Source organism: Nonomuraea aridisoli (genome assembly GCF_003236395.1).
GTDB lineage: Bacteria > Actinomycetota > Actinomycetes > Streptosporangiales > Streptosporangiaceae > Nonomuraea > Nonomuraea aridisoli.
Window position 1 is genome coordinate 1 of sequence record NZ_POUD01000015.1, and the last position, 18458, is coordinate 18458.

The 18458-nt window shown below is 69.7% G+C and carries 15 protein-coding genes and 3 tRNA genes; 6 read left to right on the forward strand and 12 right to left on the reverse strand.

The genetic code is table 11. The features are described 5' to 3' along the window. A partial coding sequence (locus tag C1J01_RS05985; protein WP_181448592.1) for an MFS transporter occupies positions 1-619 on the reverse strand: 619 nt, incomplete at its 3' end. Positions 620-782: 163 nt separating this feature from the next. On the opposite strand from C1J01_RS05985, the gene C1J01_RS05990 reads away from it, so the two are divergent. Continuing rightward, entirely contained in the window at positions 783-989 is a 207-nt protein-coding gene (locus tag C1J01_RS05990; protein ID WP_111176879.1) for a hypothetical protein, read from the forward strand. Between the two features lie 52 nt (positions 990-1041). Here C1J01_RS05990 and C1J01_RS05995 read toward each other — a convergent pair whose 3' ends face one another. The 4 genes from C1J01_RS05995 to leuC form a co-directional block, all read right to left on the reverse strand. Further along, positions 1042-1341 carry an HU family DNA-binding protein gene (locus C1J01_RS05995; protein ID WP_090760437.1) on the reverse strand — a complete coding sequence of 100 codons (300 nt, stop codon included), beginning with the start codon at positions 1339-1341 and terminating at the stop codon, positions 1042-1044. 99 nt (positions 1342-1440) lie between these two features. Continuing rightward, positions 1441-1680 (reverse strand): SCO5555 family protein, encoded by a 240-nt coding sequence (locus tag C1J01_RS06000; RefSeq protein WP_111176881.1) that lies wholly within the window; start codon positions 1678-1680, stop codon positions 1441-1443. Then, the gene (gene leuD, locus C1J01_RS06005; protein WP_111176883.1) at positions 1659-2246 is read right to left on the reverse strand and encodes a 3-isopropylmalate dehydratase small subunit; all 588 of its coding nucleotides are present in this window, start codon (positions 2244-2246) and stop codon (positions 1659-1661) included. Before leuD ends, C1J01_RS06000 begins: the two co-directional genes overlap by 22 nt. Before the next feature lie 12 nt (positions 2247-2258). Continuing rightward, entirely contained in the window at positions 2259-3644 is a 1386-nt protein-coding gene (leuC, locus tag C1J01_RS06010; RefSeq protein WP_111176985.1) for a 3-isopropylmalate dehydratase large subunit, read from the reverse strand. 169 nt (positions 3645-3813) lie between these two features. Here leuC and C1J01_RS06015 point away from each other — a divergent pair, with 169 nt between their 5' ends. Beyond that, the gene (locus C1J01_RS06015; RefSeq protein ID WP_043618626.1) at positions 3814-4530 is read left to right on the forward strand and encodes an IclR family transcriptional regulator; all 717 of its coding nucleotides are present in this window, start codon (positions 3814-3816) and stop codon (positions 4528-4530) included. A 58-nt stretch (positions 4531-4588) separates the two neighbouring features. Beyond that, on the forward strand, positions 4589-6301 hold the full coding sequence (locus C1J01_RS06020) for a hypothetical protein (RefSeq protein ID WP_111176885.1): 1713 nt from the start codon (positions 4589-4591) through the stop codon (positions 6299-6301). A 90-nt stretch (positions 6302-6391) separates the two neighbouring features. Here C1J01_RS06020 and dnaE read toward each other — a convergent pair whose 3' ends face one another. After that, positions 6392-9937 (reverse strand): DNA polymerase III subunit alpha, encoded by a 3546-nt coding sequence (gene dnaE / locus C1J01_RS06025; protein ID WP_181448593.1) that lies wholly within the window; start codon positions 9935-9937, stop codon positions 6392-6394. Here dnaE and C1J01_RS06030 point away from each other — a divergent pair. Beyond that, positions 9844-11013: a LysR family transcriptional regulator gene (locus C1J01_RS06030; protein ID WP_268958595.1), complete on the forward strand. Its 1170-nt coding sequence runs from the start codon at positions 9844-9846 to the stop codon at positions 11011-11013. The two genes, dnaE and C1J01_RS06030, sit on opposite strands and share 94 nt — an antisense overlap. Positions 11014-11288: 275 nt before the next feature. On the opposite strand, the gene C1J01_RS06035 is transcribed toward C1J01_RS06030, so the two are convergent. From C1J01_RS06035 to C1J01_RS06055, 5 genes are all read right to left on the reverse strand, one after another. Then, positions 11289-11361: transfer RNA gene (locus C1J01_RS06035), tRNA-Glu, on the reverse strand. Positions 11362-11380: 19 nt separating this feature from the next. Next, positions 11381-11456, reverse strand: a tRNA-Glu gene (locus C1J01_RS06040). A gap of 462 nt (positions 11457-11918) precedes the next feature. Further along, complete coding sequence (locus C1J01_RS06045) at positions 11919-12605, reverse strand: DUF1963 domain-containing protein (protein ID WP_220039762.1); 687 nt, start codon at positions 12603-12605, stop codon at positions 11919-11921. A gap of 310 nt (positions 12606-12915) precedes the next feature. Continuing rightward, positions 12916-13530, reverse strand: coding sequence for a response regulator (locus C1J01_RS06050; protein ID WP_111176889.1), 615 nt, complete (start codon positions 13528-13530; stop codon positions 12916-12918). A gap of 324 nt (positions 13531-13854) precedes the next feature. Continuing rightward, positions 13855-15159 carry a sensor histidine kinase gene (locus C1J01_RS06055; RefSeq protein ID WP_181448594.1) on the reverse strand — a complete coding sequence of 435 codons (1305 nt, stop codon included), beginning with the start codon at positions 15157-15159 and terminating at the stop codon, positions 13855-13857. Positions 15160-15267: 108 nt separating this feature from the next. Between C1J01_RS06055 and C1J01_RS06065 the strand changes: the two genes are divergently transcribed. Further along, complete coding sequence (locus C1J01_RS06065; protein ID WP_111176895.1) at positions 15268-16209, forward strand: alpha/beta hydrolase; 942 nt, start codon at positions 15268-15270, stop codon at positions 16207-16209. 36 nt (positions 16210-16245) lie between these two features. On the opposite strand, the gene C1J01_RS06070 is transcribed toward C1J01_RS06065, so the two are convergent. After that, positions 16246-16317: transfer RNA gene (locus C1J01_RS06070), tRNA-Gln, on the reverse strand. A 166-nt stretch (positions 16318-16483) separates the two neighbouring features. On the opposite strand from C1J01_RS06070, the gene C1J01_RS06075 reads away from it, so the two are divergent. After that, entirely contained in the window at positions 16484-18454 is a 1971-nt protein-coding gene (locus C1J01_RS06075; protein ID WP_111176897.1) for a M3 family metallopeptidase, read from the forward strand. Positions 18455-18458 lie beyond the last annotated feature (4 nt).

Here is an 18458-nt window from a genome sequence, read left to right on the forward strand (position 1 = left end):
GCTCAGCTACCGCCAGCCCGCCCAGCGGCGTCGCCCCCCACATGAGGAAGCGCATGCTGGCGTTGACCCGGCCCAGCATGCGCTCGGGGGTGATGCGCTGGCGGTAGCTGAGCTGGGCCACGTTGAAGACCGTCGCGGCGACGCCCGCCAGGGCCGAGGCGACCGGGAAGATGAGCAGCCGCCAGCCCGGCCCGGTGGCGATCGCGGGCAGGTGCAGGGCCGTGGTGAGCAGGGCGGAGCCGTACAGGGTGGGGCCCACGCCGTAGCGGCGGGTCAGGCGGTCGGCCAGCGCCGCGCCGCCCAGCGCGCCGACCGCGGACGCCGACAGCAGCAGGCCGTACAGGGCGGCGTCCACGCGCAGCTCCACGGCCAGGTACAGCGGGTAGCCGACGGCGCAGACGCCGAACGCCAACCGGGTGAGCGCGCCGCCGGCCGCGACCCTGCGCAGCACCGGCTCCCGTGCGACGAACGTCAGGCCCTCGGCCACCTGGGCGCGCAGCGTGCCCTGCCGCACCTCGCGGGCCGGCTCCGCCGCCCGTACGCGGGACAGCAGCGCCGCCGAGACGAGGTACGCGACGGCGTCGGCGAGCAGCGCGAACGGCGCCGTGACCGCGGCCACCACCCGCGTCGAGGACGAAGACGGCGGTCAGCGGCAGGGCGACGAGAACGATCTGGGTGCCGAGCTGGGTGACCCCGTTCGCCCACGCGAACCGCTGCAAGTCGCCCATGACGGCGATCATGTACCGCTCGCCGCGGGCCGGGCAAACTCTTATCCTGGCCGCATGCAGGCGACCGTACGCACCTTCGACGAGGCAACGCGCTCGGGCACGGTGTTCCTCGACGACGGCACCGTGCTGGAGTTCGGCACGGCCGCCTTCGAGGCGGGCCCGCTGCGGCTGCTGCGCAGCGGCCAGCGGGTCAACCTCGCCATGTCGGGCGGCGAGATCACCTACGTCACCCTGTCGACCTTCCCGGTCCCCGGCCGGTGAACGCGAAACGCCCGGGCCACCGTGGCCCGGGCGTTTCGCAGCGACAACCGGTTTACTTCTTCTTGCCGATTTTCTTGCCGCCCTCGTTCACCAGCTCCTTGAAATCGGAGCCGGGGCGGAACTTGGGCGCCCAGCTCTCAGCGACGTTGATTTCCGCACCGGTGGACGGGTTGCGCGCCGTGCGGGCGGGCTTGTTCACCATCTCGAACGCGCCGAAGCCCGTGATCGAGACCTTGTCGCCGGAGGCCACGGCCTTTTGGATGGCGTCGATGACCGCGTTCACGGCCTCGGTGGCCGTCTTCCTGTCGCCCACGCGATCCGCGATGGCCTCGACGAGTTCTCGCTTGTTCATGAAAGTCCTGCTCCCCCAGTTACGGCTCGGGGTTCCGGCTCACGAGTACGACGTAGAAACCCCTTACGGGCTCGAAAGTAGGCGGGATCGCGGGGGAACTCAATCACCCTGCGTGTTTTCTGCGTCTCGTGGCGTGTCGAAATCGGCGTCGAGGGAGGTGAGAAACGCTTCCAGACGTGCCGCGGCTCTTTCCGGGTCACGCTTGGCAAGGTCGCAAATGGCGAGATAACGGCGCGCGACGCGCTCTTTGTCGGCGGCGGGGAGCATGCGGACGCGGCGGTGCGCCTCGCGCAACCGCCGCGCCAGTTCGTCGTCTTCTAGACGGTCGTCGGCAGCCATGGCTGCCGACCATTCTCGTATGCGGTGATGTCGTCGGCGTGACGCAGGGTCAGCCCGATGTCGTCGAGGCCCTCCATGAGCCGCCAGCGGGTGTAGTCGTCGATCTCGAACGGCACCACCTCATCGGCCCAGCGCACCTGGCGTACGGCCAGGTCGACGGTGACCTCCAGCTTCGGGTCGGCCTCGACGGCCGCCTGCAGCCCCTCGACCTTCTCGGCCGGCAGCACGACGGGCAGCAGGCCCATCTTGGTGGAGTTGTTGCGGAAGATGTCGCCGAAGCGGGCGGCGATCACGACGCGGAACCCGTACTGCTGCAGCGCCCACACGGCGTGCTCGCGGGAGGAGCCGGTGCCGAAGTCGGGGCCGGAGACGAGGATCGTGCCGCCCTCGTAGGCGGGGTCGTTCAGCACGAACGTGGGGTCTTCGCGCCAGGCGGCGAACAGGCCCTTCTCGAAGCCGGTGCGGCTGACCTGCTTGAGCCAGACGGCCGGGATGATCTGGTCGGTGTCGACGTTGCTGCGGCGCAGCGGCACCGCCGTACCGGTGTGGGTGGTGAAGGCTTCCATCGTTGTCGTTCCTTACAGGTCGGCGGGGGCGGTCAGGCGGCCGGTGACGGCGGTCGCGGCGGCGACCTGCGGCGACACCAGGTGGGTGCGGCCACCCTTGCCCTGGCGGCCCTCGAAGTTGCGGTTGGAGGTGGACGCGCTGCGCTCGCCCGGCTTGAGCGTGTCGGGGTTCATGCCCAGGCACATCGAGCAGCCGGCCTCGCGCCACTCGGCGCCGGCCGCCTTGAACACCTCATGCAGGCCCTCCTGCTCGGCCTGCCGCTTGACCATCATCGAGCCCGGCACGATCAGCGTGCGCGTCCTCACCTGGCGGCCGCGCAGGATCTCGGCGGCCGAGCGCAGGTCCTCGATGCGGCCGTTGGTGCACGAGCCGACGAAGACCGTGTCGACCTCGATCTCGCGCAGCGGCGTGCCGGCGGTCAGGCCCATGTACTCGAGGGCCCGCTCGGCGGCGGCGCGCGCCACCGGGTCGTCGAAGGACTCGGGGCTCGGGACGGTCTCGCCCAGCGGCAGGCCCTGGCCCGGGTTGGTGCCCCACGTGACGTACGGGGTCAGCGTCGAGGCGTCGATCTCGACGACCTTGTCGAACACGGCGTCGTCGTCGGTGCGCAGCGACTTCCAGTACTCGACGGCCTGGTCCCACGCCTCGCCCTCCGGCGCGTGCGGACGGCCCTTCAGGTAGGCGAACGTGGTCTCGTCCGGCGCGATCATGCCGGCCCGGGCGCCCGCCTCGATCGACATGTTGCAGATCGTCATGCGGCCCTCCATGGAGAGCTTGCGCACGGCCTCGCCGCGGTACTCGACGATGTAGCCCTGGCCGCCGCCGGTGCCGATCTTGGCGATGATGGCCAGGATCAGGTCTTTCGCGGTGACGCCGACGGGCAGCTCGCCCGAGACCTCGATGGCCATCGTCTTCGGCCGGTAGGCCGGCAGCGTCTGCGTGGCCAGCACGTGCTCGACCTCGGAGGTGCCGATGCCGAACGCGATGCCGCCGAACGCGCCGTGCGTCGAGGTGTGAGAGTCGCCACACACGATCGTCATGCCGGGCTGCGTGAGACCGAACTGCGGCCCGATGATGTGCACCACGCCCTGGCCGGCGTCGCCCATCGGATGCAGCCGGATGCCGAACTCGGCGGCGTTCTTGCGCAGCGTCTCGACCTGCGTCTTGGACACCGGGTCGGCGATCGGGCCCAGCACCGTCGGGACGTTGTGGTCCTCGGTGGCGATGGTGAGATCGGGCCGTCGCACCTTGCGCCCGGCGAGACGGAGCCCGTCGAACGCCTGCGGGCTGGTCACCTCGTGAATGAGGTGCAGGTCGATATAGAGCAGGTCCGGTTCGCCCTCGGCGCGCCGGACGACGTGTTGCTCCCAGACCTTCTCGGCCAGTGTGCGGCCCATGATCTCCTCCTGCTGGTGTGCGATGCTGCCCATCGCCGCTCGGTCGCTCGGACCCGGTCTCTCCTGTCAGCGGCTCCGTTCTCTGCGCTCCTCGTCAGAGACCGGCGCTCCCCTCGCGGGAGAAACCTACGACTTGCTTTCTCATATGTCGAGACTGCAGTATCGGTTTATGGACAACTCTAGCGGAGTCGGAGTACTCGACAAGGCCGTTCTTGTACTCAACGCCCTCGAAGCGGGGCCCGCTTCACTGGCGCAGCTCGTTCAGGCCACCGGCCTGGCCCGACCCACGGCCCACCGGTTGGCCGTCGCACTCGAGCACCACCGCATTGTGAGTCGTGACACACAGGGCAGGTTCGTCCTCGGACCCCGGCTTTCGGAGTTGTCCACCGCGGCGGGCGAGGACCGGCTGCTGGCGGTGGCCGCGCCCGTACTGATGCAGTTGCGGGATCTGACGGGCGAAAGCGCGCAGCTGTATCGCCGCCAGGGTGACGAACGTGTGTGCGTGGCGGCCGCCGAGCGGGCCAGCGGCCTGCGCGACACCGTCCCCGTGGGGTCGGCGCTGCCCATGACGGCCGGCTCGGCGGCGCAGATCCTGCTGGCGTGGGAGGAGCCCGACCGGCTGCACAGGGGGCTGCGCGGCGCCAAGTTCACCGCCGCCACGCTCGCCTCCGTACGCCGCAGGGGCTGGGCCCACAGCGTCGGCGAGCGCGAGCAGGGCGTGGCCAGCGTGTCCGCGCCGATAAGGGGCAGCGGCGGCAAGGTGATCGCGGCCGTGTCGGTCTCCGGCCCCATCGAACGCCTCACCAGGGCCCCCGGCCGCCTCCACGCCGTTCCGGTCATGGCCGCCGCCGAACGCATCACCGAGGCGATGCGCCGCACGTCATGATCGGCAAAAGCAGGTATTTGGGGAGCCGAGTGCCTCAGGAGCGCACTAGCCTGAGTGCGTGACAGATCGCATCGAGGTAGCCGCCACTGAGCTGCGACCCCTGCTCGAAGAGTTCATCATGTGGGCGCGTGCGAACGCCCCCGGAAGCGACCCCGAGCTCGTGGGGCCCGCCGCACTGTGGCACCGTCTCGCCTTCTCGCAGGACCTCGGCACGTGGAAGCGCGCCGACCTGCGCAACCTGCTGCTCGAGCGCATGCCCAAGGTCGTGGAGGATCCCGACGCCGCCGCCGACGGGATGCTCCCGGCCGTGGACGCGTACCTGACGTTCCTCGACCAGACCGGCAGGCTCGCGAAGGGCTCGGACTCCCTCGCCGATCTGCAGGCCGAGCTGGACGACGTCGAGGACGAGTTCGTCGACCTCATGGAGGAGTTGCTCGAGGACTCCGAGGACGGCGACGAGGACGACGAGGAGGCCGGTGACCTGGGCGACTTCGAGCCGTTCGCCGACCAGCTGGCCGCGCTCGACACGATCAGGCTGCGTCCCGACGCCGAGCTGGCCGAGGCCGCCCGCCGGGCGCCGCTGATCGCCATGGCGCGCGACCTTGCCGTCTGGGTCGGCTCCGGCCGGCACGTGGGCGAGGAGACGCTCCTCACCGACGCCGAGGTCGAGGAGGCGCTGCTGGCCACCGGGCTGCCCAGGCCCGAGACCGACGGCCCGATCTCCGAGGTCGTGCCCCAGCTGTGGAACATCTGGAACCTCGCCGTCGACCTCGAGTTCATCGAGCCGGGCGAGGGCAGCACGGTCGGGGTGCAGGACGACACGGCGGAGTGGCCGTTCGACGACGACGAGGACGTCCTCGACGCGTGGATGCTCGGTCTGCACTCCGTCGACTACGGCGACCCCGAGCTCGACGACGAAGACCTCACCATGGCGCTGACCGGGCTGACCCGGGGCGTGCTCGTCAGGCTGCTCCTCGGGGGCGGCTCGCGCGGGCGCGACGAGCTGGCGCGGGAGTTGTCGGAGGCCGCGGCCGAGCTCGACGAGCTGGGCTCCGACGCGTGGGAGGCGGCGGGCGACCCGCTCGCGCCCGCGATCGACTGGCTGGTCGGCTACGGCATGGTCGAGGTCGACGGCGACACCGTCCGCCTGACGCCGCTCGGCACCGAAGGCGTCGTCCACCTGATCGACGACGCCGACATCGAGGTCGACGCCCGCCCCGCGATCGAGTCCATGAGCGCCCACGAGCTGCTCGCGCTCAGCGCCGAGCTGCCGGAGGAGGAGGCCGACGCCGAGTTCGCGGCGTGGATGCGGCTGCGCGAGCCCGGCCGGGCGGCCGAGGAGCTGCTGGAGGCCGCGGCCGAGGACGACAGCGACGCGCTGATCAGGGTGCAGGCGGCCAGCGTCGTCGGCACCCTCGGCGAGGCCGCCGTCCCGGCCTGGCAGAAGGCGCTCGAGGAGCCGTCGCTGCGGCCGTACGCGGCCACCCACCTGAGCCAGCTCGGCGTCGAGGGGGCGCCCGAGCCGACCCAGGACGACACCCACTGGCTGATTCTCGACATGTGGACGATCTCGGCCGGCCTGGGCCGCTCCGAGTTCGTCGGCAGCCTGCGTGACATCGGCGACGAGATGATCACCGGGCTGCTCGAGGTGATCTGGAAGATCCCGCACGCCCACGTGGAGGAGCTGCTCGACCTGATCTCCCAGGTCCACCCGGACAAACAGATCGCCAAGACCGCCCGCCGCGCCCTCTTCAAGGCCCGCTCGCTGTAACACGCCCGACTCACCGCACAAGAGGTCCCCGCCGCTCCGGGGACCTCTTGTGCGGTCTTCACGCTCATGGCGGCCGGCCCCACCCGCCGGTCACGTGCCGCCGATCACGCCGGGGCCGAGCAGTGCTTTGAGGTCGCCGTAGAAGGCGGGCCCCGGAGTGACCTGGTAGGGCACGAGGTTCAGCAGCACGCTCCGGGCACCCTGGCGACGCAGGCACACGTGGACGGGCGCCCGACCGGGATAGGTGATCAGGATCTGCTTCAGCTCCCGCACGACGCGCAGGTTCAGCTGTGCCTCCTGGACCGAGATCACCACGGGTGGATGGGTGTCCGCCCGGGAGACGTCCAGGATCGCGATGTCCTCGCCGTAGACGCTCATCGTCTCGTCGCGGACGTTGATCCGGCCGCGGACAGAGATGACGCGGTCCTCGGCCAGCGTCTCGCCGTACAAGGTGTAGGTCTTGGGGAAGACGAGGCACTCCACGGAGGCGTCGTGGTCTTCCAGGGTGACGATGGCCCATGGGCTGCCCTGTCTGGTGACCTTGCGTTGCAAGCCGGAGACGATGCCGCTGATCCGCGTCACGCCGTCCTGACGTCCCGAGGCGAGCAGATCGGCGATGGTGGTGTCGCGGTTGGCGGACAGAACGCTCTCCGCGCCGTCGAGCGGGTGGCTGGAGACGTAGAGGCCGAGCATCTCGCGTTCGAAGGCGAGCAGGGTGGCCTTGTCCCACTCGCCTTCGGGGATCGCGACCGAGAAGGTGCTGCTCTGGCCGGGCTCGCCGAACAACGAGTCCTGGCCGTGCGCCTCGTTCCTCTTGACGTCAACGACCGCGTCCACCGCGGTTTCGTGCACGGTGACCAGGGCTTTTCTGGGGTGGCCCAGGCTGTCGAAGGCGCCGGCCTTGGCCAGCGACTCGACGACGCGCTTGTTGCAGACGACCGCCGGAACCTTGGCGAGGAAGTCGTTGAAGTCGGTGTACGCGCCGCGGGACTCGCGGGTGGCGACGATCGCCTCGACGACACCCGCTCCGATGTTGCGCACCGCGCCCAGGCCGAAGCGGATCTCGGACCCGACGGCGGTGAAGTTCAGCCGGCTGGCGTTGACGTCGGGAGGCAGCACCTTGATGCCCAGGCGTCGGCAGTCTGACAGGTAGACGGCCATCTTGTCCTTGTCGTCGCCGACGGAGGTGAGCAGCGCGGCCAGGTACTCGCACGGGTGGTTGGCCTTGAGGTAGGCGGTCCAGTAGGAGACCAGACCGTAGCCGGCGGTGTGGGACTTGTTGAAGCCGTAGCCGCTGAAGGGGACGAGGACGTCCCAGACTGCCTTGACGGCCTCTTCGGAGAAGCCGCGCCCGCGCATGCCCGCCGAGAAGCGGTCCCATTCGGCGTCCAGGACCTCCTTCTTCTTCTTGCCCATGGCCCGGCGCAGCATGTCGGCGGCGCCGAGGGAGTAGCCGGCGAGCTGCTGGGCGATGGCCATCACCTGCTCCTGGAAGACCACCAGGTGATAGGTATCGCCGAGGATGGGTTCCAGCGCCTCCTCCAGCTCAGGGTGGATCGGCTCGACCGGCTGCCTGCCGGTCTTGCGCAGGGCGTAGTTGGTGTGGGCGTTCATCTCCATCGGGCCGGGCCGGTACAGCGCGTTCACCGCGGCGATGTCGGTGAACGTGGTGGGCCGCATCAGCTTCAGCAGCACCCGCATGCCGCCGCTGTCCAGTTGGAAGACGCCGAGCGTGTCGCCGCGCGCCAGCAGTTCGTACGTCGCGGCATCGTCGAGCGGGATCTCCAGGACGTCGATGTCGATGCCCTTGTTGGCGCGGACGTTGGCGATGGCGTCGCCGATGACGGTGAGGTTGCGCAGGCCGAGAAAGTCCATCTTCAGCAGGCCCATGTCCTCGGCCTGGGTGAAGGGGAAGCCGGTGATGACAGGTCCGTCCGCCTTGGGCTTGACGAGGGGGATCACGTCGATGAGCGGCTCGCGGGAGAGGATCACGCCGGCGGCGTGGATGCCGGTTCCCCGGGTGAGGCCCTCGATGCCGGCGGCGGTGTCGATCACCCTTCTGACGTCGGGGTCCTGCTCGTACATCTGGCGCAGCTCGGCCGCCTCGCCGTAGCGGGGGTGGCCGGTGTCGTGGATGGCGGCCAGCGGGATCTCCTTGCCTCCGTCCGCGGCGGGGAAGGCCTTGGTGATGCGGTCGCCCAGGGCGTACGGCAGGCCCAGCACCCGGCAGGAGTCCTTGATGGCGGCCTTGGCCTTGATGGTGCCGAACGTGACGATCTGGCAGACCCGGTCGTCGCCGTACTTGCGGGTGACGTAGTTGATCATCTCGTCCCGTCGGCGGTCGTCGAAGTCGAGGTCCACGTCCGGCATGGAGATGCGCTCGGGGTTGAGGAAGCGTTCGAAGATCAATTTGTGTTCGATCGGGTCCAGCTGGGTGATGCCCGTGCAGTAGGCGACCATCGACCCGGTGGCCGAGCCGCGGCCGGGGCCCAGGCCGATGCCGTTCTCGCGGGCGTACCGGCAGATGTCGGCGACCACCAGGAAGTAGCCGGGGAAGCCCATCATGTCGATGACCGACAACTCGTAGTCGATGCGGTCCAGCACCTCCTGCGACGGTCGGCCGCCGTAGCGGCGGCGCGCTCCCTCCAGGGTCTCCTTGCGCAACCAGCTCGACTCGCTCTCCCCCTCCGGTACGGGGAACCGCGGCGTCAGGTCCCGATGCGCGAACACCTCCCCGTAGTCGCCGACCCGCTCGGCGACCAGCAGCGTGTTGTCGCAGGCGCCCGGCACCTCGGCATCCCACAACGCGCGCATCTCCGCGGCGGACTTGACGTAGTAGCCGTTGCCGCCGAACCGGAAGCGGTCGGCGTCGGCAAGCCGTTTGCCGGTGCCGACGCACAGCAGCGCGTCGTGGGCCTGGGCCTGGCTCTCCGTGACGTAGTGGGAGTCGTTGGTGGCCAGCGGCGGCAGGTCGAGCTCCTTGCCGAGTCTGAGCAGGTCGTCGCGGACCCGGCGCTCGATGGCGAGGCCGTGGTCCATCAGCTCCAGGAAGTAGTTGTCCTTGCCGAAGATGTCGCGGTACCGGGCGGCAGCCTCGACGGCCCGGTCGTACTGGCCGAGCCGGAGCCGGGTCTGAACCTCGCCGGACGGGCAGCCGGTCGTGGCGATGATGCCCTGGCCATGCTCGACGAGCAATTCATCATCCATGCGCGGATATTTCTGGACGTGCCCTTCGAGCCAGGCCCGGGACTGCAGCCGGAAGAGATTGCGCACGCCCTGATGGTCGGCCGCCCACATCGTCATGTGCGTGTACAGACCGCGCCCGGAGACGTCCCCGCCCTCGCCCGTGTCGTCGTCGGAGCGGCGCAACGAGAGGTCGTCGCTGTAGTACACCGGCTTGCGGTGGTGTCTGGAGGCGGGGGCGACGTACGCCTCGATGCCGATGATCGGCTTGATCCCCGTCTTGCGCGCTGTCTGGTAGAACTCGTACGCCCCGTGCACGTTGCCGTGGTCGCTCATCGCCACGGCCGACATGCCCAGTCGTGCCACCTCCTCCATCAGCAGGCCGACCTTGGCGGCGCCGTCGAGCATGCTGTATTCGGTGTGCACGTGGAGGTGCACGAAGGATCCCACCACTAAACACGCCCTTTGGTTGTAGGGTCGGCCACGAACCCGAGCATTCGACCCGAGAGCAGGCGTGGTTGTCCAACAATCGACACACCGAAACATCACAACCAGAAGTTGTCTTTCAGCCTCCGCTGGACCTGGATCTCGGCGCGGTTCGGGCCTTCGTGGCCATCACCGAGGACCGGTACTTCAGCGAGGCCGCGGGCCGGCTGGCCATCAGCCAGCAGGCCATCTCCAAGCGCATCGCGAAGCTGGAGTCCGACCTCGGCGTCCGGCTGTTCTTCCGCACCCGTGCCGGGGCCGAGCTCACCGAGGACGGCAGGGCGTTCCTCCACCACGCTCGATCCCTCGTCGGCCTCGCCGACCAGGCGGTCGGCCTGCTGCGCTCCCGGCGCCGCGCACTCCGGGTCGACGTCTTGGACACCCGGCTACGGACCGTCGATCTGCTCCAGGCGTTCCATCACACCGTCGAGGACGTGGACATCGAGATCCTCACCTCGAACGGGCTCAGATCGGCGCACGGCGGCCTCACCCACGGATCCGTCGACGCGTTCTTCTGCCGCGTCAGAGGGACGCTGGACGAGGAACTCCGGCACATCCCCGCGTACCTGGAACCGGTACATCTTCTCGTCAGCCGCGACCATCCCCTCGCCGGTCGGCAGCACGTCGAGATGGAACGCCTGTCCGGATCGACCGTGTGGATGCCCGGCAACGTCCCCGGAAGCGAGTGGGCCGACTTCTACGGCTTCCTCGGCAGCGCGTTCGACATCCGGATCGACACCTCGGGGCCCGACTTCGGCTGGGAGCACTTCGTGGAGCGGATAGCCTCCGGTGAGCACATCGGTTTCGGCGGTGAAGGGCTGCGGTTGCCGTGGCATCCCCGCACCGTGCAGATCCCGCTCGTTGACCCCGCGCCCGTCTATCCGTGTTCGCTGCTGTATCACCGGCAGAACCATCACCCGGTGCTGACCCTGCTCACCCGCTTCGTCGAGAGCGGCTTCCGGCCGTTCGACCCGGCACGCCAATGGTTGCCGGCCCCCGACCGGGCGGCCTTCGCCGTGGACCTTGACGGAACATCCGGCTGACCAGCGTGGCGAGCGCTCGGAGGGTGCCACGCTCTATGACGCGGCACGAGCGGCTGCCCTGAACCACTGCCCACCGCCCGCCTGCGCGGCGCTCAAGCCGCCGAGTGGCAACCGCAAACCCACTCACCGGGATGCGCACGCATGAAAGCCGGATTCCTGGACGAATGGTCCGAGTCGGGGAGGCGGCCGTGCCCTGGAACGTTCTTGCTGGAACGTTCGCGCTGAAAATGCGAAACGCTCCGGGCTTGGCAGCTCCGGAGCGAATGTTGCAGACGTAGTCCCGACCGGATTCGAACCGGCGCTACCGCCTTGAGAGGGCGGCGTCCTGGGCCACTAGACGACGGGACCTTCGCGAGCTTGTGACAAGTGGTAGTCCCGACCGGATTCGAACCGGCGCTACCGCCTTGAGAGGGCGGCGTCCTGGGCCACTAGACGACGGGACCCTGTCCACAAGCTGGATTGTGCCGGGCTTCCCCGGCGACGCAGGTAACTCTACCGCACCCGCAAGACCACTCCAAACCGCTTATCCGCCCGCGAGATCGGCCCTGTAGCGTCTCACCCGCACTCCACCGCGCCGCATTTCCACGCCCAAATCGAAGGCCCGAGCAGTATCGCCACTCCGAACCGACCCGTGGCAGCATCCACGCGACCGCGGGCCGAGATAACCCATTCGGACCGGGCCGTTGAAGCACCGCCATTCGCTCACCCTGCTCACGTTCGTACACGCACAGCGCCCGTCAGATCGGGAGCAGGGACTCACGACGCCCGCCCGAGCAGCGACGCCACCGGCGCCGTTCCCCTGAGCGACCGAAACACCCAGGTCGCGCTACTGACCACACACGGATCCCCGGCGCTCGTACGGTTCGGCAACTCAGGTGGTGGGGCAACCCGGGCCGGCGGTGCGGTCAACAGCAGCGCATGTCCGCCACCGCCTGGCTGAAGTCCCCGGCCGCGAACGCCTTCGCCGGGATCGTGAAGTACATCGTCCCGGCGTCGCCCCAACCCCACCCGAGCTCCGCGTCCTCCGCGAGCTGAAGCAGGTGGATCGCGGGGCCGTCGGCGTCGCGGCGGGTCACCTGGGACGCGTACGAGGTGTCGGGCCAGCCGAAGGCGCGATGGCCGCCGGCGGTGTTCCCGTCGAGGCCGTCCATCTTCTCGAGCATGAGCGCCGCCGCGCCCCAGTACGCGCTCTCGTCGAACTCGACGTCACCATCGTCCACGTCCCAGGAATCGGGGAGCATGACCACTCCGGCCGCGTGAACGGGCGTGGCCGGATGACTTCGCGCCGGTCCGGGCGCGGCCGTCTCCACCGCCCGTACGGGATCAGCGGGTATCACGCGCCATGCCTCAGGCGCGTGGGCGTCGAGCTTGCGGTATTCCTCGTACGGCAGGTCGGGATCGAGAAAGAAGAAGTTGAGCAGCCCCGGCCGGGTGGGCAGATCGTCCCCGAGCCAGGGGGCCAGCACATCGGTGTCGAGCACCGCGTACGGGGACAACGGGACACCGCCGAGCTCGGGCCATGGACTGCCCGGTTCGAGCAGCGCGGGACCACCGAGCCGGCACCGACCGGTGGCCTGAACGTCATCCGTCACACGCTCCAGCCGAAACCCCCGGCGAGCCATGGCCGCGTACTGCCGACCCGTCTTCTCACCAAGCCGTTCGACGCACGCCCGCAACATGCCGGCAGGGTCGTTGAACTCCACAACGCGATCCTCGCAGCCCCCACCGACAAGGAGCACTCCTCGTACGACGATGTACACGCCGGAGCGATCAAGAACCGGCCGCGGCCATAGAACAAAGCCGCGGGGATCGGCCCGGCTACAGCTGAGGTTCGGGCGGGCGTTCAGAGGTGAGCAGGGCGGGGGTAACCCTCGGCTGCTGCTGCAGGTCGGCGGGGAGCGGTCAGGAGGTGAGGAGGCCGCGGCGGTAGGCCTCGGCTACGGCGGAGGCGCGGTCGCGGACGTCGAGTTTGGCGTAGATGTGCAGCAGGTGTGTCTTGACGCTGGCCTCGCTGATGAACAGGTCGGCCGCCGCCTCCTTGTTGGTCGCTCCCCCGGCCACCAGCCGCAGCACCTGCAGCTCGCGCGGGCTCAGCCGCCCGCGGGCGGGTCTGCGCAGGTCACCGGCCAGACGCCCGGCCACGGCGGGAGCGAGCACGGTCTCGCCCCGGTGCGTGGCGCGTACGGCACGGATCAGCTCCTCCGGCGGGGCGTCCTTCAGCAGGTAGCCGCTGGCTCCGGCCTCCAGCGCGGGCAGCACGTCGGTGTCGAACGTGGTGAGCACCAGCACGCGCGGCCCCGTGCCGCTGAGCAGGCGGATGGCGGCGACGCCGTCCATGCCCGGCATGCGCAGGTCCATGAGGACGATGTCGGGCCGCAGGTCGGCGGCGAGGCGTACGGCCTGCTCTCCGTCGGCCGCCTCACCGACGATCTCGAGGTCGGGCTCACCGCTCAACGCGGCGCGCAGACCGTCGCGCACGATCGGATGATCGTCGGCTATCAGCAGCCTCAACGCCATCGGCCCTCCCCACGAACGTCCCTCACCGTCTCGTCGTGCCCCGGCGAGCGGAATCGCGGAAACGGCGACGGTCCCGCTTCCGGCCGAGCTCCGCGTTCCCATCGGCCTACCCCTCGGGGCTGAGCCGGGGGAACGAACAGACCGCATCAACATCGCCCATCGGGCCCGGGTCGCGCAAACCACGGCAGATCACCGGCCACCTCACCCGTCTCGAAACGACGGCCGCGACAACCGGCCGGTTCCCCCAAGACGACCAACCCGCCGAGCGTCAGCTCGACGTGCCCACCGGCCGGGATGGGTAGGACGGCGGCGGCAATCGCGATGTCAAGGGGTTTCGGTGGTGGGGATGGTCGGGACGGTGACGGCTATGGCGGTGCCTTCGCCGCGCGACGATTCGATCTCCAAGGTGCCGCCCACCGAGCGGATGCGCTGGCGCATGCTGTCGAGCCCGAAGCCGTCAGAGCGCGTCTGCGGGTCGAAACCGGTCCCGTCGTCGCGGATGTCGAGCAGGACCAGATCGTCCGCGTACGACAGGGTCAGGCCCGTCCTGGTGGCAGCCGCGTGCTTGGCGACGTTCGCCAGGGCCTCTTGCGCCACCCGGAACAACGCGGCCTCCACGTCCGGGGACAGCGCCACGGGGGTGCCGGTGACCTCCAGCCGGAGTTCGACGCCCGCCGCGTCGGCCCAGGAGCGGGCCATGTCGCCGATGGCCTCGGGCAGCCGCGCGTCCTCCAGGGGCTCGGGACGCAGGTCACGTACGGACCGGCGGACCTCCGACAGGCCGCGGCGGGCCAGTTCGCCGGCCCGGTCGAGGTGGCGGCGGGTGTCGTCGTGGCCGGCGCGGCCGGCGGCGTCGATCTGGCCGATCAGGGCGACGAGGTCCTGGGCGACCGTGTCGTGGATCTCGCCGGCCATCCGGTTCCGCTCGTCGAGCACGCCGGCCCGCCTGGCCTGGTCGAGGAGGCGGGCGTTCAGGGTGGCGTTCTCGTCGAGGGCGGTCCGCAGGCGGTCGACCAGGCGGCGGCGCCGGTCGTGTTCGCCGGACACGTACCAGCCGGCCAGGACCAGCGGCAGGGCTACTCCGGCGAGTACGGCGGGCAGCGTGGCGTGAGCGCCGGGGCCGGCCTGGGTGGCGACGTTGACGATGGCGGTGAGGGTCACCCCGGCCATGATCAGCCGGGCGGGGAGCAGGGCGATGGCCAGCGGGTAGCCGATCGAGGCGAACACGACGAAGGCGGCGCTCTGCACGGCCATCGCCCCGGCGAGGGCGAGCAGGACGACATAGTGGCCGACGACGAGCACGCGGCGGGTGTCACGGCGGAGATGCAGCCAGGGGATGGGGATCAGCCACAGCGCGGAGACCACGGCCGGCACAGGCCACGGCGGCAGGGCGACCCCCGGCACGCCCGGCAACGGCACGCCTGCCCACGGCGGACCGCCCCACGGCGCCTCACCCGCCGGGGCACCCTCGCCCAGGTCTGTCTCACGCGCCGGGGCGGCTCCGTCCCCGAGCCCGAACGCGTCCCAGGAGAAGTCGCCCGTGAGCACGGCCGCGATCGCGGAGATCGCCAGCAGTGCGTACGCGAGCCCCATGTAGATCCAGCGCTCGGGACGGTCCATGGGGCTCATGACACCAAGCCTGGCACGCATCCACCGATCGGTGGATGCCCGGCTTCCGCCGCACGTCGAACCGGCCGGGCGATGTGCGCCGACACCGCGCTTCGCGACCATCGAGACATGAACGCACCGACCCGCAGAACCGCACTCCAGCTCGCCGCCGCCACGGGCGCCGGCGCCGTCACCGCCACCGTCGCCGGCCCCTCGAAGCCCGCCCGGAAGAAGGAGGTCACCACGTTCGTCTTCGTGAGCGGCTCGAACGGCGTGGCCTCGGTCGACCCCGAGCTGACCATGCGCGGCCACCGCACGGTGGGCGTGACCTTGCCCGGCCACGGCCCCGAAGAGCAGTTCCACGTCGCCTACCAGGCGCCGCAGGACCTGGCGAAGCTGGCGAACCTGCCGTCCCCGGTGGCGAGCGTGACCCTCGACGACTACGTCGAGGCCACGGTGAACGTCGTGCGCCGCGTCGCCGAGTACGGCCCGGCGATCCTCGTGGGCGGCAGCCTCGGCGGCGCCACGATCACGAAGGCGGCCGACGAGGTGCCCGGCCTGATCGACCGGCTGGTCTACTCCAGCGCGTTCTGCTGCACGAACCTGCCCACGCCCAACGACTACGTCAACAGCCCGGAGGGCCGGGAGAGCCTGACGCCGACCCTGCTGAACGGCATCGTCGGCGATCCCAGGGTGATCAACGCGATCCGCATCAACTGGCGGACGAACAACCGCGAGTTTCTGGACGCGGCCAAGAAGGCGTTCATGGAGGACGCCACCGACGGCGAGTTCCTCGCGATGCTGAACACGCTGCTGCCGGACGAGAGCATGCTCGTGACCGGCGCCGACGCCCGGGGCAGCAAGCAGAGGTGGGGACGGGTGCCGCGCGTGTACATCCGGCACACCAAGGACCGGACGATCCCGCTTGCGCTGCAGGACCGGATGATCAAGGAGGCGGACGCGGCCACGCCGCGCAACCCCTTCAAGGTCTTCTCGGTGGAGGCGACCCACGCGCCGACGGCCAAGGCGTACCGGCAGATCACCGAGATCCTGCACCGGCTGGCGAAATGAAAAAACGGACGTCTCCGCGGAGACATCCGTTCAATGCTGGGGTACCAGGACTCGAACCTAGACTAACTGAACCAGAATCAGTCGTGCTGCCAATTACACCATACCCCACCGTTGCGAGCCCCTTACCGGAGCGCGCTTGGCGACGTCCGAAAGAATAGCCCAGCTCGGGGGCTAAGACCAAAACGATTCTCGAACCGGCGCTCCACGGCCCCCGGCACTTGCCCTTCCGTGCCAAGCTGAAGGGGACAAAACACCACGTGGAGGAGCCCCAGCGTTGGCAGAGAACCCCTTCTTCGCCCCCAGTGATCTCCCTTATCAGCTGCCCCCGTTCGGAGACGTCCGCGAGGAGCACTACGTGCCCGCGTTCGAGCGCGGCATGGCGGAGCAGCTGGCGGAGGTCGAGGCGATCGCGAACAACCCCGAGCCGCCGACGTTCGAGAACACGATCGCGGCGCTGGAACGGTCGGGCCGCGTCCTCGACCGTACGGCCACGGTGTTCTTCAGTGTGGCCGCGTCCCATTCGAGCGACGGCATCATGGCGATCGAGAAGGAGGTCTCGCCGCAGCTCACCCGGCACAGCGACGCGATCCGGCTCAACCGCGCGCTGTGGGAGCGCATCAAGCAGGTCACCACGGACGTCCCTGAGGAGTCCTGGCTGCTGGAGAAGTACCGCGACGACTTCATCCGGGCGGGGGCCGACCTGTCGGAGCCCGAACAGGCGCGGCTGCGGGAGCTCAACGAGGAGCTGTCGAAGTTGTCGACCGAGTTCGCGCAGAGCCTGCTGAAGGCCTCCACCGAGTCGGCGCTGGTGGTCACCGACCCGAAGGAGCTCGACGGCTTCGACGAGGCGAAGATCGAGTCGCTGCGCAAGGACGACGGCACGTACGTCCTGCCGCTGCTCAACTTCACCAACCAGCCCGGCCTGGCCCAGCTCACCGACCGCGACGTGCGGCGCCGGCTGTACGAGCTGAGCGTCGGCCGGGCGCCGGGCAACTTCGCGATCGCGGCCGAGATGGCGACGCTGCGGGCGGAGCGGGCGGAGCTGCTCGGCTTCCCCAACCACGCCGCCTACTCGGTGGCCGACCAGACCGCGAAGACCGTCGAGGCGGTGGAGGAGATGCTCGGCCAGCTCGTCGGCCCGGCCGTGCGCAACGCGCGCAAGGAGGCCGAGGAGCTGGCGAAGCAGGCCGGGTTCGCCATCGAGCCGTGGGACTGGTCGTACTACTCGGAGAAGGTCCGCCAGGCCCGTTACGACTTCGACGGCGCGGCGATGCGGCCGTACTTCGAGCTGAACCGGGTCTACCGCGACGGCGTGTTCTTCGCGGCCACGAAGTTGTACGGCATCACGTTCACCGAGCGGCCCGACCTCGGCGGCTACCACCCCGACGTGACCGTGTTCGAGGTGTTCGAGGAGAACGGCGACCGGCTCGGCCTGTTCGTGCTCGACCCGTACGCCAGGGACACCAAGCGCGGCGGCGCGTGGATGAACAACCTGGTCGACCAGTCGTTCCTGTTCGGCCTCAAGCCGGTGGTCATGAACAACCTCAACGTCACCAAGCCGGCCTCGGGGCCGACGCTGCTGACGTACGACGAGGTGAACACGGCCTTCCACGAGTTCGGGCACGCGCTGCACGGGCTGTTCTCGCAGGTGCGCTACCCGCGGGTGTCGGGCACCAGCGTGCCGCGCGACTTCGTCGAGTACCCGTCGCAGGTCAACGAGATGTGGGTGACCTGGCCGGAGGTGCTGGCCAACTACGCCAAGCACTACGAGACGGGCGAGCCGATGCCGGCCGAGCTGGTGGAGAAGCTGAAGGCGTCGGAGAAATTCAACCAGGGCTTCCAGACGGTCGAATACCTGGCCGCCACGCTGCTCGACTGGGCCTGGCACAAGCTGGAGCCCGGCGACACGGTGGACGACCCCGAGGCGTTCGAGGCGACCGCCCTGGAGGCCGCCCAGATCGCCTTCCCACTGGTCAGGCCGCGTTACCGGACCAACTACTTCGCGCACATCTTCTCCGGCGGCTACAGCGCCGGCTACTACTCCTACATCTGGAGCGAGGTGCTCGACGCCGAGAGCGTGGAGTGGTTCAAGGAGAACGGCGGCCTCACCCGGGCCAACGGCGACCACTTCCGCCGTGAGCTGCTCTCGCGCGGCGGCAGCCTCGACCCGCTGACCGCCTTCCGCAACTTCCGCGGCCGCGAGCCCAGCATCCGGCCGCTGCTGGCCCGCCGCGGCCTCGACTGAGCGG